Origin of the sequence: Brevundimonas faecalis, assembly GCF_040549405.1 — a bacterium.
In the GTDB taxonomy this organism is placed as follows: domain Bacteria; phylum Pseudomonadota; class Alphaproteobacteria; order Caulobacterales; family Caulobacteraceae; genus Brevundimonas; species Brevundimonas faecalis.
The window spans coordinates 762,821-777,218 of the sequence record NZ_JBEPTF010000001.1; the positions used below are offsets into that span (position 1 = coordinate 762,821).

The following is a 14,398-nucleotide window of genomic DNA, read 5'->3' on the forward strand; positions in this document are numbered from 1 at the left end:
GCTGGCGTCGGCGCCGCCCCCTCCGTCACGTCCCCATGAATGGGGAGGAAAGATCGCCGTGTCCTTTCCTGCCCGCTCGCGGGGAGGGGGACCGCGAAGCGGTGGAGGGGGCGGCGAGGCGATTGAAGCATATGGGTCAGGGACGGACATCGCCGTAACCAACCCTCCCGCGCCTCACCCCCGCCCGGGCAGGTACTGGGTCGTGAAGGCCTCGCGCCAATCGGGGGCGGAGGCATAGGCGCCCTCCGTCTGTTCGGCGAAGGCCTGCCAGCGGTCGGGCGTCATCGTGCCCAGGCCGTAGAGGGCCGCGTCGCCGCCGTCGACCACGGCGCCGGAACGCAGGGCGGCGCGGGCCGCGTCCAGGCGGCGCTGGGTCATGGTCTTGTCGGCCTGGCGGATCAGGGCGTCGCCCTTGCCGCCCTCGCCGTGGACATAGTCGCGCCACCCCTCGACCGAGGCGGCGATGAAGTCGCGCAGGGCCCGGGCGTTGTCGCGGGCGAAGGCGTTGGGCGCCACCACCAGGCCGGAATAGGAGGGATAGCCGTCGTCGGCGGGCAGCAGGACGCGCGGCTCGAAACCGACGGCGCGGGCGACCTCGCCCGGGTCCCCGGCGGTCAGGCGTCCGACCAGGACCGCCTTCGGGTCCTCGCGCAGGGCCTGCAGATTCTCCTCGTCCGTCCCCGTCCGGGCCTGGTCGGCGGACAGTTCGAAACGCGCCCGCAGCCAGCGCCAGAACCCGGCCTGGTCCGCCGCCGACATCAGGATCGGCCGGTCGCGCAGGGCCGACAGGGCCTCCAGCGGCTGGTCCGGCCGGGCCATCAGGGCGACCGGGTCCTTCTGCAGGAAGGCCGCCACGGCCTTGACCGGCGCCCGGTCGGCGATCAGCCGCATGGGCGTGAAGCTGTCCCCGGCCAGGGCCAGTTCGACCGCGCTGGCGGCCAGCAGGCCCGGCAGGTTCTCGCCCGCCGCCCCGGTCAGGATCTCGACGTTCAGCCCGCGCCGCTCATAGGCCCCGGAGGCGATGGCCTGGTAGAAACCGCCGTGCGCCGCGCTGACCGGCCCCCCGGCCGCCAGCCGCAACCGCACCCGCCCGGCCTCGTCCACCGGCGCCTCGGTCCGCCCGCACGCCGACAGGCCGCCCAAGGTCGCAAGACCGGCGGCGCCCAGCATCAGACCGCGACGTGAAGGACGGGGGAGGCGCATCGACTCCCGGTTTAGGCGGCGGGCGGCCTCTTGGAAAGGTTGAGCGCGTCTTCTCCTCCCCTGCGAAGCGGGGGAGGGGGGCGGTGGGACGCTTGGTGTTTAAGGCGCCTGGGACGGTCGAGGTCGGCGCCGCCCCCTCCGTCACGGCCGCTGCGCGTCCGCGCCACCTCCCCATGAATGGGGAGGAACGAAGATCGGCGCTTCCTTTCCTCCCCGCTCGCGGGGAGGGGGACCATGCGAAGCATGGTGGAGGGGGCGGCGGGACGGTTGATGTTTGGGGCGCCTGGGACGGGGGGCGTCGGCGCGCCCTCCGTCATGGCCGCTTCGCGCCCGCCCCAGCCCAGAAACCGGACGCCGGAATTGAGCGAGGGGACGCGACCCTGGGCGAACCCCTGATCACGTCCCCTCGCCAAGTCCGGGTTGGACCTGGCCTGTCGGGTCGGAAGTCCGGCCTCAGCGTCGGCGGGCGAACCCGGCGTCGTTCGGCGTCCTCTTCCGTCGGCCCCTGGTCTTCGGCGTCCCGCAAGGCGAAGCTTGCGTCGTCCGTCGATCCCGGCCCGGTTCTCCGTGATCCCGGCGCCGAGGCGCTGCGAGGATCGGGAGCCTGGGCCCTGCTGCGGTCTTTCCTTGTCCTCCGAGGAGGTCCGGAAGCCTGGGTCAGAGAGCCGGACCGGTCCGCTTGATCCCCGGGTCTCCCCGGTTTTCCGCGCCGCCGTGTCCCTTCGGCCCGTTGACGTTCTCGCGGAAACCGCTATGAGGCAAGCGCCCGAAATCGGCTGGCTGTGCGGAACCGCCCCGGCCTCGGTGCATAAGCCTGTGGACATCTGTGGACGGACGGAATTCGCGCTCGCGGATCAGCGGCTTGCGCTGTCCACAGGAAAGACCCCTAGAACCAGCCGGCCTCCTTCAGGCGCGGGCCGTAGGTGCGGCTGACCGGCGCCGCCAGCCCGCCGGCCAACTGCATCTCGCCGACCCCGCGCCGCCAGCGCACGCCTTCCACCGCATCAGCCGCCACCCACCAGGACCGATGGACGCGCCAGCCGTGGGCCTGGGCCAGTTCCGCCAGGGCGTCGCCGAACCGCATGGCGATCAGTTCCGCCCCCGCGTCGGTGTGGACCTTCAGATAATGGTCGTGGGCCTCGATCGCGATCAGCCGCGCCTCGCGCCGCTTCGCCGACAGCCGCCGCCGAAAGGCCGCTTCGGCCTCGGGCAGGGGCGGGGCGATCACCGTCCGGGTCTCGATGCGGGCGGGCGTCCGCCGCCAGACCAGCACCCGGACCGCCATCACCGCCAGGCAGATGGGGCCGACCTGCCAGATCAGGCGCGCAAAGCCGACTAGGTCGAAGCGGCCGCCGAACAGAAGAGCCTCCGTCGCCATCACCAGGATCGTCACCAGGGGCGTTATCAGGATCGCAACCGCCGCCGTGCGCCGCCAGGCGTCGGGCACGCGCCGGATCAGCGCCTCGTCGAGCGCGATTCCGATCAGGCCGCCGCCCGTCATGCAGATCAACCAGTAGAGATAGCGACCGGCGGCGGGCAGGCGGTCCGAGCCGAACGGCCCCAGAAAGCCCATCAACAGGCTGATCAGGACCAGCATGGCCAAGTCCGCCGCCCATCGCCGCGCGACGGTTCCCGTGCGCCTCGCCGCGCCCTCGTCCTTCGCCCCGTCCTTCATTCCGTCCCGTTCGCGCAGCCCTGGCTCCGTTCGCGAAATCAGGCCTAGCGAGCCGCCTTCCGCCCGGCAATGGCGTCCGCGAAAGCTTGAACAGGATCCTCGCATGACCGCCGCATCGCCTTCCCCGCCGACATCCGGAAAGACCTGGCCCTGGCCCGCCCGCATCGGCTGGACCCTGGCGGCCCTTCTGTGCCTGGGCGTCGTCGCCTATTCCGCGCGCTATCTGCTGCATCCGCCCCGCACCCCGGCCGAGGCCCTGGGCAATCCCTTCGGCGCGCCCTGGCTCTTCGTCCATGTGGCCGGCGCCTCGGTCGCCCTGGCCCTGGGTCGTTGCAGTTCCTGCCGGTCCTGAGGCGCGGCGGGGCGCCCCTGCATCTCTGGATCGGGCGGACCTATGTCGCGGGCTGCCTGGTCGGAGGGGCGGCGGGCCTGGTTCTGGCGGCGGGGTCCCATGCCGGGCCGATCGCGTCGACGGGCTTCGGCGTCGGGGGCGCCGCCTGGATTGCGACGACCCTTCTGGGCTGGCGGGCGGCGACGCAGGGCCGCCTGGCCGAGCATCGCCGCTGGATGATCCGTTCCTGGGCCCTGACCCTGGCCGCCGTCACCCTGCGTCTCTACCTGCCGCTGGTCGCGATCCTGGACCTGCCCTTCATACCGGCCTACCGCGCCATCTCCTTCCTGGCCTGGGCCCCCAACCTGCTTCTCGCCGAGGTCTGGCTGCGGCGGCGAGGGCGTTAGGGATCAGGCCCCGGCCGCCGGCGCCTCCAGGGCGTCGCGCACGCGCGGCAGGCGGTTGCGGCTGATCGGCAGCGGCGGGCCTTCCCGCATCAGCAGCCGGCTTCTGCCTCCGTCCCGCTCCAGTCCCCGGACCTGCTCCAGGTTGGCGATCGCGGAGCGATGGACCCGCAGGAAGGCGGCGGGCAGTTCGGTCTCCAGCCGATCCAGCCGGGCCGAGTGCAGCAGGCGGCGCCCGTCCGCCAGCCGCAACTCGACATAGTCGTCCGCTCCCGTGACGGCGACGATCTCGGCCAGGGGCACGCGCTCGACGCCGCGCGCGGAGGCGACCGTCAGGCGGTTGGGCCGGGCCGCTGCCTGGGTCAGGGCGACCTCGCGCTTCTGGTCCTCGCGACCCAGCCGCACCACCTCGGTCATCAGCAGCAGCAACAGGAAGCAGGCCGCGAACAGGAAGTAGGACAGGTCCACCAGCCAGGCGGGAAAGACCAGGCCGACCCCTATGAACAGGATCAGATAGGCCAGGACCGGCCGCGCCCCCGGAAGGCGTCGTCGCGCCCCGTCGGCGGCGACGGCGACGCTGATCGCCAGCCCGACCAGCAGGGCCGTGGCGGTCTTCAGGTCGAAGCCCGGCGCCGCCCAGGTCGCGAGGACGGCGACGACGGCCAGGGCGACCACGGGCCCTCGCGACTGCGGCCGGAACCGCGAGACCGTCCAGGCGACGAGCAGGACCGCGAAGATGGTCGTCAGGCTCCAGATCCCGATCAGCCGCCAACCGTGGATCGGATAGGGATAGGCGACCAGCGCCCTCAGGCTCTCCAGCGCGGCCTGCAGTCCCGCGACCCCCGCCAGGATGGCCAGGATCAGGCTCGATCCGCTGCGGCGCAGGCCGTGGATGACGCCGAAGCCGAAGGCGGCGGCGAACAGGGCGCCGGCGGCCAGGAAGGCGACGGCCAGGGGCGTGCTGCGCGACGGCCAGGGATAGGGGGCGACCACAAGTCCGGCGACGGGCATGTCCAGCCGCATGGGAGCGTGAAAGGACGACATCCGGACCACGACCTGGTTGTCGCCCGGTCGCCACAGGGTTTCGGCGATGGGGAAGGCGGCCTCGTATCGTCCCGGCTTCTCCTCGGCGGGCGAGCCGCCGGGACGGCCGTTCGCGCCCAGCCTGCGGCCGTTGAACCAGACCTCGGAGGAGGCGACGCCGACGACATAGAAGGCCAAGGGGGCGTCGCCGTCGGGGCGGCGCACGGCGGCGCGAAGCCACAGCGCCTTCCCCTGGGGATCGACGGCGCCTTCGACCGGGCGACAGTCATGCAGAACGGGCGCCGCCGCGCCCGCTTCGCCGCGACACGCCTCCCAGGCGTCCTGCGCCAGCAAGGTCGTCGGGAACGCGGTCCAGAGAATCGCGATGAGAAGAATCCGCCACATGGCCGACAGCCTAGCGCCATTCGCGGTGAAGCACTGCTGTTCGCCGATCCAGGGCGACCGTTGACCGAAGCCTGCGCCGCAGGGCCGAAAAGCCTGCTTTAACCGGGGTCATGACACACGCAATCCTGAACCGCCGCTCCATGCTCTCCGCCGCCGGCCTCGCGCTGCCCGGCATGGCCCTTCTTTCCGGAACAGCCCGCGCCCAGAACCAGGCTCAGGCCCAGGCTCAGGTCGAGGCCGGACCCTTCCGCTTCACCTCCGGCGACGGCCAGGAGACGGACGCCGAACGCGGCTTCTTCGAGGTTCCCGAGGATCGCCGCATTCCCGGCTCGCGCCGCATTCGCCTGGGCTATGTGCGCTTCCCCTCGACCTCGCCCAACCCGGGGCCGCCCATCGTCTATCTGGCCGGGGGACCGGGCGGGTCGGGCGTTCGCACCGCCATGGGGCCGCGCTTCCCGATCTTCATGGCCCTGAGGGCCGTGGCCGACGTCATCGCCTTCGATCAGCGCGGGACCGGCCTGTCGTCCCATATTCCGGACCGCCCGACCTCCACGCCCTTCCCGGCCCTGACCCGCGCGGGCATGACCGCCTGGTATCGCGAGGAGATGCAGAAGGCCTGGGTCGACTGGACCCGCGCGGGCGTCGCCATGACCGGCTACAACACCGAACAGAACGCCGACGACATCGAGGATCTGCGCCGCCATCTGGGCGCCGAGAAGATCAGCCTGTGGGGCATCAGCTACGGCACCCACCTGGCCCTGTCGGTGCTGAGGCGACACCCTGGTTCGATCGACCGCGTCGCCCTGGCCAGCCTGGAAGGCCAGGACCAGACGGTGAAGCGGCCCGCCCATATCGACATGTTCCTGGACCGCGTGGATCGCCTGATGGGGACGGACCCCGCCGTGCGCGCCGCGATCCCGAACATGCCGGCCCTGATGCGGCGCGTGCATGAGCGGCTGGAGGCCGATCCGGCGACGGTGACCATGCCGGGCGAAAACGGCCCGGTCGACGTCCGGATGGGCGGCTTCGGGGTTCAGCTCATGGCCTCCGCCCTGGTCGCCAACCCGCCGCAGCTGTCCATGCTGCCGCGCATCTACCTGGCGCTCGACGCCGGGAAGACCGACGTCCTGGCGTCGCTTTTCCCGCCGCCCCACCGCTATTTCAGCATCACCGGCATGCCCGAGGCGATGGACTTGGCCTCCGGGATCTCGCCCGAACGCCTGGCCCTGATCGAGAAGGAGGCGAAGACGTCCGTGCTGGGCGACGCCTTCAACATGCCAATGCCGCACCTGCTGGGCGCGATCCCGGGCGTGGACCTGGGCGCGGCCTTCCGGGCGCCGATGCGCATCGAGACCCCGGCGCTTCTGGTCGCCGGCTCCCTCGACGGGCGCACCCCGCTGGAGGAGCAGGCCGAGGTGATCGCCCAGTTCCGGAACAAGGCCCAGGTGCGGGTCGAGAACGCCGGCCACAACGTCTTCGAGGCCCATCCCGAGGTGCAGACCCTGCTGACGCGCTTCTTCCAGGGCCAGGCGGCATCCGACGTCGACCTGACCCTGCCGCCCCCGCGCTTCGCCCTCGAATGAGGCGGGTCGCAGCTCTTCCGTATTGACGTCTGAGAATTAACAATGATGTTGGTTGTGTCTCAGAATTGGGAGATTTCAGACAGGGAGAGCAGTGATGTTGCGTACATTTTCCTGCGTCGTCGCGGCCTTGGCGTCGGCGGTCATCGTAACGCCCGCAGTATCCCAGAGTTTTACGCCGAGCAGCGGATCGGCTTCGTTTTCCGGATGGATCACGGAGTTCCCAGTGACCTGCAACCTCTCGGGCGTGGCGGCGCTTGGAGCTACGACGGCGACCGTATCCTCCAAGACCCTCTTTCCCGGAAATCCGCAGTGCGGAAGCGCGATTATCCCTTATGGGGCGTGGAGCGCGGCCGTGATTCCGGGGTCGTGGACGACGGTCACCCTGACCATCGGACGTCAGGACATCCTGCGTCGCTGCTACGGCTCAATCACAGCCGCATGGGATGATGCGACCAGCACCGCCAGCTTCGTCAGCGCCGCCTTGCCGGCCAGCAGCGGCCCGCCCTGCGTGGTGACCGGCGAGGTGGTCGTTCCGGGCGTCAATATCCTCTAGGCGTCGGCCCGCTCTTTTCGAAGAGCGGGCCTGCGTCCGCTCAGGGCCGGCGCGCGATCGTCCAGTCGCCGTCGCGTCGGCCGGGGACCAGCCGCCACTCGGGCTTGAGCGTCAGCGTCCAGCCGTCGCCCTTCAGGCCGTCGTCCGTCGGCGTCGTCCCGGCGTAGGCGACGGACAGGCGCGACCAGTCGGTCGACAGCAGGCCGTCCTTCTCGACCTCCAGCACGCCCCAGGCCGCCGCGGCGCGGATTAGGCCGTAGACCGAGCCTTCCGGGGGCAGGGGCGTCACCCTGTTGGGATCGAAGCTGAAGTTGGCCCCGGAAACCGGCGCGACCAGCACCGGCCCGTCGATCAGACCTGTCCTCAAAGCCGCCGTGCGGGTCGCCTGTTCGCGCGCGCGGGCGGCCTCCTCGGCACGGACCGTCTCCGCCTGATGACGCCTTCCGCTCTCCGCGAAGGCCGCGTCGTCCGAAGACGGCGCCACGCCCACGGCCCGGGCCAGCATCCCGGCCAGGCCCTCGCGCCGGTCCCAGGTCTTCCTCCAGTCCGGCGACGCCTCGTCCAGCAGCACGCCATAGGCCGGGCCGGTGTAATAGGCGAAGGACCGGGCGTATTCGCGGACCCTGTCTCCCTTCCGCAGATGCTCCGCCAGATGCGGGATCATGGCCTCGTCGCGCGACAGGCGCCGACCGGCGTATTCCGCCAGACCCTCGTGCCGCTCCATGGCGTCCTCGGCCGCCTGCGCCTCGGGAAAGCGGGCGCGCCGCCAGGCGCGGAAGGTCAGGGCGTCCTCGACCGCGCGGCGCCGCTCACCGGGCTCGGTCGCGGCCAGGGCGGCCGACAGGGCTCGCAGCTCCAGACGCAGCGACAGACGCCCGTCCTCCGTCGCCAACTGCGGCTGGTCGGCGTTCGTCGCCGCCAGGCCGATCTGATCCTGGATGCCGTGCCAGGCCTCGTGCATCAGCAGTATGGACCGCGCGGGCTCCTCCTGCGGCAGGGGCGCGATCAGCATGGTCCAGACCCGGCCGTTCCATCGCACGGCCGTATTGGCGATGGGCACGGCGTCCGGAAGACGCCCCTGGAAGACCGCCCCGGTCCGCTCCAGCGGCGTCTCCAGACCGTCCCTGTCGGCGACGAAACCGCGCGTCGCCGGATCGGCGATCAGCATCGGGCCGCACAGGCTGACGCCCCAGTCCCGCCCGCCGTCCGCCTCGCACAGCGCCCGCGCCTGGTCGAAGACGGCGACGGCCGCGCCGACGTCCGGCCGCGCCTGCGCCGCCGCGCCCCCGACCGAAAACAGCAGCAGGACAGCCCCCGCGCCCGCAGGCGCCCAGACAAGCCGCGACCTCATGATCCTCTCCTCGAAAACACGCGCCCTCCATAAGGCGAAGCTTGAAGCGGCGAGAGTATGGCGACGCCTCTTCTCCTCCCCTGCGCAGCGGGGGAGGGGGACCGCGCGCAGCGTGGTGGAGGGGGCGAGGTTCGGGCGCCGGTGTCCGGGTTCGCCGCCCGCATGCTCCTGCGCGGCGGCAAGTCCGCCGAGGGTTCGTCGACTATTGAACCGGCGGTCGATAATTATCCTGTCTGGGCGACATGAAATCGAACAGCGGCTTGGGCGGCGGTCCCCATCGATTCCTCTTTGGATCGCCGGAACGGAAGCCGAAAAGGACAGCCATCACCACGTTGGCGACGATAAGCAGCCCATGGGCCCAGGCCGGGTTGAAGGGCGGAGGCAGGTTCAAGGCGGACGGGATGAAGCCCGATGCGGCGTAGGAAAGGTTGAGCAGGGCATAGCCCCAGAAAACCCATGAAGGGCTGTCCAGATCATGCGCGCGCCGCACTGTCGCGGACATCTGGATCCCTATGACGACGGCCATGATGGTGGTGACGCCGACAGCAAGCGAGGCAGTCTGTAATAGAGAGGCGTCAGCCAGAGTCTGCTTTTCACCCAGGATCGCGGCGGACAGCGCCTCCTCCAGACGAGCTCCGCCGACATTGGCTCCGAAGAACCACAGCCACCATTCCTGACGTCCCGCCCTGCTGTTCATGAATAATCGCGCCCCCGCTTTTTCCAAGACCATGGGAAACGATAGGCGAGCCTTGAGCAAGGGCTGTTTCGCGTTCAGGCCGTCGGCCGGTACGGGCCCGTTCGCATCTGGATGGGCTCTAAGCCTCCCGTCATTCGGCGGGAGGTTTTCGCTCCCGAGGCCAGAGGGACGAGTCCCAGGTAAAGTCGATGTACAGGACGTTGAAACCAAACATCACGATCGAGCCTGCGCTGAGGAAGAACAGGATCGCCATGGGCAGCAAGGGTTGGGCCTTCTGCCAGTTGAGAGCCGTCCACAGGACATAGGCCAGGAAGGCGAAGCCCACGATGAGCCTGATCGTCAGGCGGCGGATGCGCTGCTCGCGGCTGACCGGCTCCGGCTCCGTCGGCGCCGCCGGTTCGGGGGGCGCGCTAATGCGCCTGACGTCGGGCCTGATCCTCTGCTCCAGGCGGCCGATGCGCTCATTCAGGTCGGCAAGGCGGTCGTCGGAGTTCATGGACATGGCGGGAATGAAGCTAGCAGCCCCGGCGTCCTGAGCGAAAGATCGCTTTCGTTCCGCGGCCGACGAAGGCCTGGCCGAGATCCGCTAGGTCGCGTCGTGCTGATCCAGCGGCGCCTTGTCGTCTGAATCGGGCGCGGCGGGGCGTCGTCTCAGCTGTATGAGGATCGCTCCGATCGCCGATGCGACCAGCCCCAGAAGCCCATAGACGACCAGCGCGGGCCATGGAACGGGACGAAGCTCCAGCCTGTCGATGAGGCTCCTTGGCGGCGGCTCCAGCGGTTCCGCAGGCAATCCGAAGAGGGCGCGGACGGCGTTCGCCGATGCGCCGCCGCGCCGAAAGACGAAGGGGGTCGAGCAGGACGGGATCATGACGGCATAGGCGCCGGCGCCGGGAGACGCCGAGGAATCCTGCTCGCGCAGCGCCATCAGATAGGCCCCGCGAAGCTGGTCCGGCGGCGTGCTGTTCGTCTCCACGTTCCAATCCGCCGTGATGATCGTCGGCGGCGCGCCCAATAGCCTCTCCTCGACCCGCAGGGTCACGCGCGCGGGTTTGAAGGCGCGGCCGGCGTCATCGCCCGTCCCGCTCAATCCCCGGATGACCCGACTGAGGAAGGGGGGCTTGGCGGTTCCTCCGGGTTCGAACGCCGTGACATGACCGATCACGACCGCATCCGCCTCCAGCGCCTTTTCCAGGCGAAGCGGCATGTAGGCGGCGCACGCCTGCGCGGACTGGACCCCAAGAAGGAGGGCGGCTGGCGCGGCGATCAAGGTCAAGGATTTCATTCGCCCCCCACGGTATCGGAACGGTCCCCCGGCGCAGTTCCCCGCAGAGGCGGCCCCGATGGTTGGACGAACCGCGCTTCGCGACCTCATGATCCTCTCCCCGAAAACACGCGCCCTCCATAAGGCGAAGCTTGAAGCGGCGAGAGTATGACGGCCTCTTCTCCTCCCCTGCGCAGCGGGGGAGGGGGACCGCGCGAAGCGGGGTGGAGGGGGCGAGGTTCGGGCGCCGGTGTCCGGGTTCGGGCTAGGCGTCGGCGGGAAGAGGGCAGGCGTCGGCGCCTGTCGTCGCCCCCCTCCACCGCCTGCGGCGGTCCCCCTCCCCCGTGAACGGGGAGGAGTTCAGGTTGCGGCCTTGCGTCCAGCCCGCTCTCTTTCGAGGGCGGGTTTCTTCGACCTTCAGTCCTGCAGGCGGACCGCCATAAGGCCGCAGCCGCTCATGGGGCTGACTCCTGCCGGCAGGCCTTCGGCGTACACATGCACGCTGTGCATGTAGGTTCTGCCGGACTTGACGGTGCAGGCCTCTCTCCTGATCTCCACGACGACGGGCTGCGGGCGCCCGTTCACCGGCGTTTCGCCGCTGAGAAGGACCAGGTTCGAAGGCGCATCGGCCGGTCGGCCGTTGTCGGTCAGCGTGAACCGGCTCTGGCCGGATCCGTCGCTCCAGGCGAGCCGAGCGTCGTATTCCTCGGAATGGGTCGGGCGGATGCTGATGGTCCAGTTTTCGCCGCCGCCCTGAAAATCGGGGATTGAGAGCGGTCGACCGGCGTGTGGTTCGGCGCCTGGCGTCGGGGCCGCCGCGCAACCGGCCAGGGCGGCGGCTGCGGCCAGGGCTGACAAGATGCGCACGCCGACCTCCTCAAGCTATGTCGGAAGGAAGGCACGATCCCTGGCACCTGGCAAATCCCATGCGACCCGCCGCCTTCTTCGGCGAGCGGATTTTCGGCGTCTCAAGACGACGAGTCAGGGCCCCAAGTCAGGGCGGCGACACAGGGGACAGCATCCGTTCGAAAAAGACCTCGGCGTAGGGGTCGTCGTTGAAGCGGTCGATCTCGGTCCAGCCCAGCCGGCGATAGAGACGCACAGCGCCGGGCAGGGCGCGGTTGGTGTCCAGGCGCAGCCGGACGACGGACAGGGCGCGCGCCGCCGCCTCGGCCTCGGTCATCAGGCGGCCGGCCAGGCCCGCGCCCCGGGCGGCGGGTGCGACCCACAGGCGCTTGATCTCCGCCGTCTCCCCGCCGTCGCCCTTCACGCCGACGCAGCCGATCGGCAGGCCGTCGGAAAAGGCGACCAGGAAGGCCCCCAGGGGCGGCGTCATCTGCTGCGGCGCCGGGTCGTGCGACTGTTCGACGGCGAAGCCTCCGGGGAAGCTGGCGTCCAACTCCTCGTAATAGCGGCCCAGGCACCAGAGCGCGGCCTCGGAACGCGGGTCCTCCTGCCGGACCTCGATCCGGTCGCCGATCAGGGCCGTGGCGATCAGGTCGAAGGCGGCCAGAAGCGCCTGGGGATCGCCGAACCGCGCCAGCAGGGTCCGCGCCCGTTCGTCGGACAGGGCCTCATAGGCGGCGAATTCCCGCTCGCCCGCCGGGGTCAGGGAGAGCCGACGGCGGCGCGCGTCCTCGGCGGCGGGGGTCACGGCGACCAGGTCCTCGTCCTCCAGCCCCCGTAGCAGCCGGCTGGCCAGGCCGCTGTCGAGCCGCAGATAGTCGCGCACCTGCGCCAGCTCGTTCCGACCCTGGCCCACGGCGTTCAGAACCCGCGCCGCGCCCAGCGGCCGTCCCCGTCCGAGAAAGGAATGGTCCAGGGCGCCGACCTCGGCCGTGACGGCGCGCGCGAACCGGCGGAAACGGGCGATGTCGTCGATCATTGTCTGACTTTAGTCAGATAATAAATCGGCATGCAAGACGGCGAAGGCTCATTCTTCTCCTGCGCAGCGGAGCGGGGGTTTGGGACGGGCTTCTTCTCCTCCCCCGTAAACGGGGGAGGAGTTCGGGGCGGTGTTTCTTCTCCTCCCCTGCGAAGCGGGGGAGGGGGACCGCGCGAAGCGTGGTGGTGGGGGCGAGGGTCGGGCGGCGGTTTCCAGGTTCGGGCAGACTATCGGCGGCGACCCGCCGACCGTCGAACCCTTAGCCGCCTTTGCAGCCGACCGGTTTCCGGCCTGGACGCCCAGGTCCGTTTCCGGCGCCGACGCTCAGGGCCGAAATCGACCCGTTGCAGACACTGGTGTGTCAGTGGACGCTGAGATCAATCGCTTCTACAAGGCAATCCATGCCCACCATGTTGGTGACGCGGTTGCTTCGCGGACTCATAGCATTCGTGTTGATTTCCGCGCTCTACGGGCTGGCTTCATACATCGCCTTGGTGAGCTTTGTGGTCTGGGCTATCGGTCCCGGCCCGAGCAGTAGGGCCGGTTCCGATGGCTTGTTGTGGCTCTTGGTCATAGGCTTGGGGCTTGGCTTCATAGTCTGCCAGATCGTTGGACTGAAGGTGGCGACCCGAAAGCGATGAGCGACGGCTTGATGTCCGCTCCCCACCCTAAGCGAACTTCGCTTCGCAACCCGCTGCGGACCTTCGCGGCGTCCGTCTGCGCTCCAGCAGGGTCACAGACAGCTAGTCGACAACGGGCGATGGGAAGTAGGTGAAGCGGGCCGATTGTCCTGATGCGGTCGAAAAGCTGACCTCGTAGGTCTCCGCATCCACCCCAATCGTGACCCCTTCGTGAGTCATGCGACGCAAGGCGTCCAGGCGGGGTGCGTCTGCAGCTTGGCATTGATCCTGCGGCGCCCGGCCCGCGTATGTGGCGTCGCTGACCAGCAGTTCCCGCTTCGAATCCCATCGACCCGCATCCGCGCAGCCAAGGCGTAGTTCGTAGGCGGTGGGCGTGAGATCGGTTGTCTCGATGTTGTCGAGCCAAAGCTCCACGCTAGACCCGGTGACGTCTTGGCCGTTGATCTCTGTCGGAAACCAGTGGCCGGGCAAGCCGTAGTCGCCCTCGTCTGCACAGCTCACCAAGGCCAGCATGGCTAGTGCGCACCCAGCCCTGAGTGACGTCTGACAGCGTGAGAAAGTTGCATTGGCCATGCCTAAACTGAGCATTGTCCGTGTCCGCTTTCCACCCTCTCGGGCTTTCACACCTTCCGCTAAGAAGAACAGATGACTGAAAGCCAGCTCGCGGGGTCGAATGCAACGCTCGTCAGGGACTGGCTGACGGCGCGGTCCATCGCGCGAGGACTTCCGGCGCCGGTCGATGACAGCGGAGGATGGCGCGTGGAGACGGGGTCGCCGAAGGAGGTGCGCCGCTATGTCTTCGCCGAAGCGGCGGGCGGTCTGGAGGAGATCGGGCGGTCTGTCGGCGAGCCCGGGATACTTCTCAAACTGTTCGGCTCGGAAAGGGCGATGCGTTCAGCGCTTCCACCCAGGTGGCAGGTCCGGTCCGAAGGCCATTTCATGATCTTGTCGGGCGACATGGGTCCGGTCCCCGCATTGCCTTCGGGGTATGAGGCGATCGTCGTTGCAAACGGCGACGTCGTGGAGGCCAAGGTCCGCACCATGGACGGAGCGACGGTCGCCAGCGGCTTTGCCGCGGAGGCCGGCGACTGTTTTGTCTATGACCGGGTCTCCACCGATGAGGCGCATAGGCGCCGAGGGCTTGGGAGGGCGATCATGAAAATGCTCGGCGCCGCCCGCACGTCGCCTGGCGCTCGCCAAGCCTTGGTCGCGACGGCTCAGGGGCGCAGCCTTTACGAGACCATGGGGTGGACGTTCCTGTCTCCCTGGACGACCGCTTTCATCCCGGAAGCCTAGGCCCGCTTTCGGCGCTGAGGCCCAGGACTGGAAACGACCCTTGCGAACATTCCTCGTGTGATGGGAGTGTCATCTGATGACGCGCAC

The 14,398-nt window shown here is 69.5% G+C and carries 15 protein-coding genes; 5 read left to right on the forward strand and 10 right to left on the reverse strand.

From position 1 onward, the window contains the following. Positions 1-174: 174 nt before the first annotated feature. Together ABIE19_RS03625 and ABIE19_RS03630 are read right to left on the reverse strand one after the other, a co-directional pair. Entirely contained in the window at positions 175-1,203 is a 1,029-nt protein-coding gene (locus ABIE19_RS03625; protein WP_354087757.1) for an ABC transporter substrate-binding protein, read from the reverse strand. 886 nt (positions 1,204-2,089) lie between these two features. After that, positions 2,090-2,878 (reverse strand): LytTR family DNA-binding domain-containing protein, encoded by a 789-nt coding sequence (locus ABIE19_RS03630; RefSeq protein ID WP_354087758.1) that lies wholly within the window; start codon positions 2,876-2,878, stop codon positions 2,090-2,092. A gap of 103 nt (positions 2,879-2,981) precedes the next feature. Between ABIE19_RS03630 and ABIE19_RS03635 the strand changes: the two genes are divergently transcribed. Both ABIE19_RS03635 and ABIE19_RS03640 read left to right on the forward strand, forming a co-directional pair. Continuing rightward, a complete protein-coding gene (locus ABIE19_RS03635) occupies positions 2,982-3,230 on the forward strand; it encodes a hypothetical protein (protein WP_354087759.1) in 249 nt (82 codons plus the stop codon). Further along, positions 3,209-3,616, forward strand: coding sequence for a DUF2306 domain-containing protein (locus ABIE19_RS03640; protein ID WP_354087760.1), 408 nt, complete (start codon positions 3,209-3,211; stop codon positions 3,614-3,616). The genes ABIE19_RS03635 and ABIE19_RS03640 overlap by 22 nt, the downstream gene beginning before the upstream one ends. A 3-nt stretch (positions 3,617-3,619) precedes the next feature. On the opposite strand, the gene ABIE19_RS03645 is transcribed toward ABIE19_RS03640, so the two are convergent. Further along, on the reverse strand, positions 3,620-5,041 hold the full coding sequence (locus ABIE19_RS03645; protein ID WP_354087761.1) for a LytR/AlgR family response regulator transcription factor: 1,422 nt from the start codon (positions 5,039-5,041) through the stop codon (positions 3,620-3,622). Between the two features lie 110 nt (positions 5,042-5,151). Between ABIE19_RS03645 and ABIE19_RS03650 the strand changes: the two genes are divergently transcribed. Together ABIE19_RS03650 and ABIE19_RS03660 are read left to right on the forward strand one after the other, a co-directional pair. Further along, positions 5,152-6,624, forward strand: a complete 1,473-nt coding sequence (locus tag ABIE19_RS03650) for an alpha/beta fold hydrolase (RefSeq protein ID WP_354087762.1) — start codon at positions 5,152-5,154, stop codon at positions 6,622-6,624. 94 nt (positions 6,625-6,718) lie between these two features. Further along, positions 6,719-7,177 carry a PraA/PraB family alkane oxidation protein activator gene (locus ABIE19_RS03660; protein ID WP_494337637.1) on the forward strand — a complete coding sequence of 153 codons (459 nt, stop codon included), beginning with the start codon at positions 6,719-6,721 and terminating at the stop codon, positions 7,175-7,177. A 40-nt stretch (positions 7,178-7,217) separates the two neighbouring features. On the opposite strand, the gene ABIE19_RS03665 is transcribed toward ABIE19_RS03660, so the two are convergent. The 7 genes from ABIE19_RS03665 to ABIE19_RS03695 form a co-directional block, all read right to left on the reverse strand. Next, positions 7,218-8,528, reverse strand: a complete 1,311-nt coding sequence (locus ABIE19_RS03665) for a hypothetical protein (protein ID WP_354087765.1) — start codon at positions 8,526-8,528, stop codon at positions 7,218-7,220. 202 nt (positions 8,529-8,730) lie between these two features. Then, positions 8,731-9,225 (reverse strand): DUF805 domain-containing protein, encoded by a 495-nt coding sequence (locus ABIE19_RS03670; RefSeq protein WP_354087766.1) that lies wholly within the window; start codon positions 9,223-9,225, stop codon positions 8,731-8,733. A 130-nt stretch (positions 9,226-9,355) separates the two neighbouring features. Beyond that, positions 9,356-9,727, reverse strand: coding sequence for a hypothetical protein (locus ABIE19_RS03675; RefSeq protein WP_354087767.1), 372 nt, complete (start codon positions 9,725-9,727; stop codon positions 9,356-9,358). Positions 9,728-9,811: 84 nt separating this feature from the next. Then, complete coding sequence (locus tag ABIE19_RS03680) at positions 9,812-10,510, reverse strand: hypothetical protein (RefSeq protein ID WP_354087768.1); 699 nt, start codon at positions 10,508-10,510, stop codon at positions 9,812-9,814. Between the two features lie 396 nt (positions 10,511-10,906). After that, on the reverse strand, positions 10,907-11,356 hold the full coding sequence (locus ABIE19_RS03685) for a hypothetical protein (protein ID WP_354087769.1): 450 nt from the start codon (positions 11,354-11,356) through the stop codon (positions 10,907-10,909). Between the two features lie 127 nt (positions 11,357-11,483). Further along, entirely contained in the window at positions 11,484-12,374 is an 891-nt protein-coding gene (locus ABIE19_RS03690; protein WP_354087770.1) for a bifunctional helix-turn-helix transcriptional regulator/GNAT family N-acetyltransferase, read from the reverse strand. A 743-nt stretch (positions 12,375-13,117) separates the two neighbouring features. Further along, positions 13,118-13,528 carry a hypothetical protein gene (locus ABIE19_RS03695; protein WP_354087771.1) on the reverse strand — a complete coding sequence of 137 codons (411 nt, stop codon included), beginning with the start codon at positions 13,526-13,528 and terminating at the stop codon, positions 13,118-13,120. A gap of 132 nt (positions 13,529-13,660) precedes the next feature. On the opposite strand from ABIE19_RS03695, the gene ABIE19_RS03700 reads away from it, so the two are divergent. After that, the gene (locus ABIE19_RS03700) at positions 13,661-14,311 is read left to right on the forward strand and encodes a GNAT family N-acetyltransferase (protein ID WP_354087772.1); all 651 of its coding nucleotides are present in this window, start codon (positions 13,661-13,663) and stop codon (positions 14,309-14,311) included. Positions 14,312-14,398 lie beyond the last annotated feature (87 nt).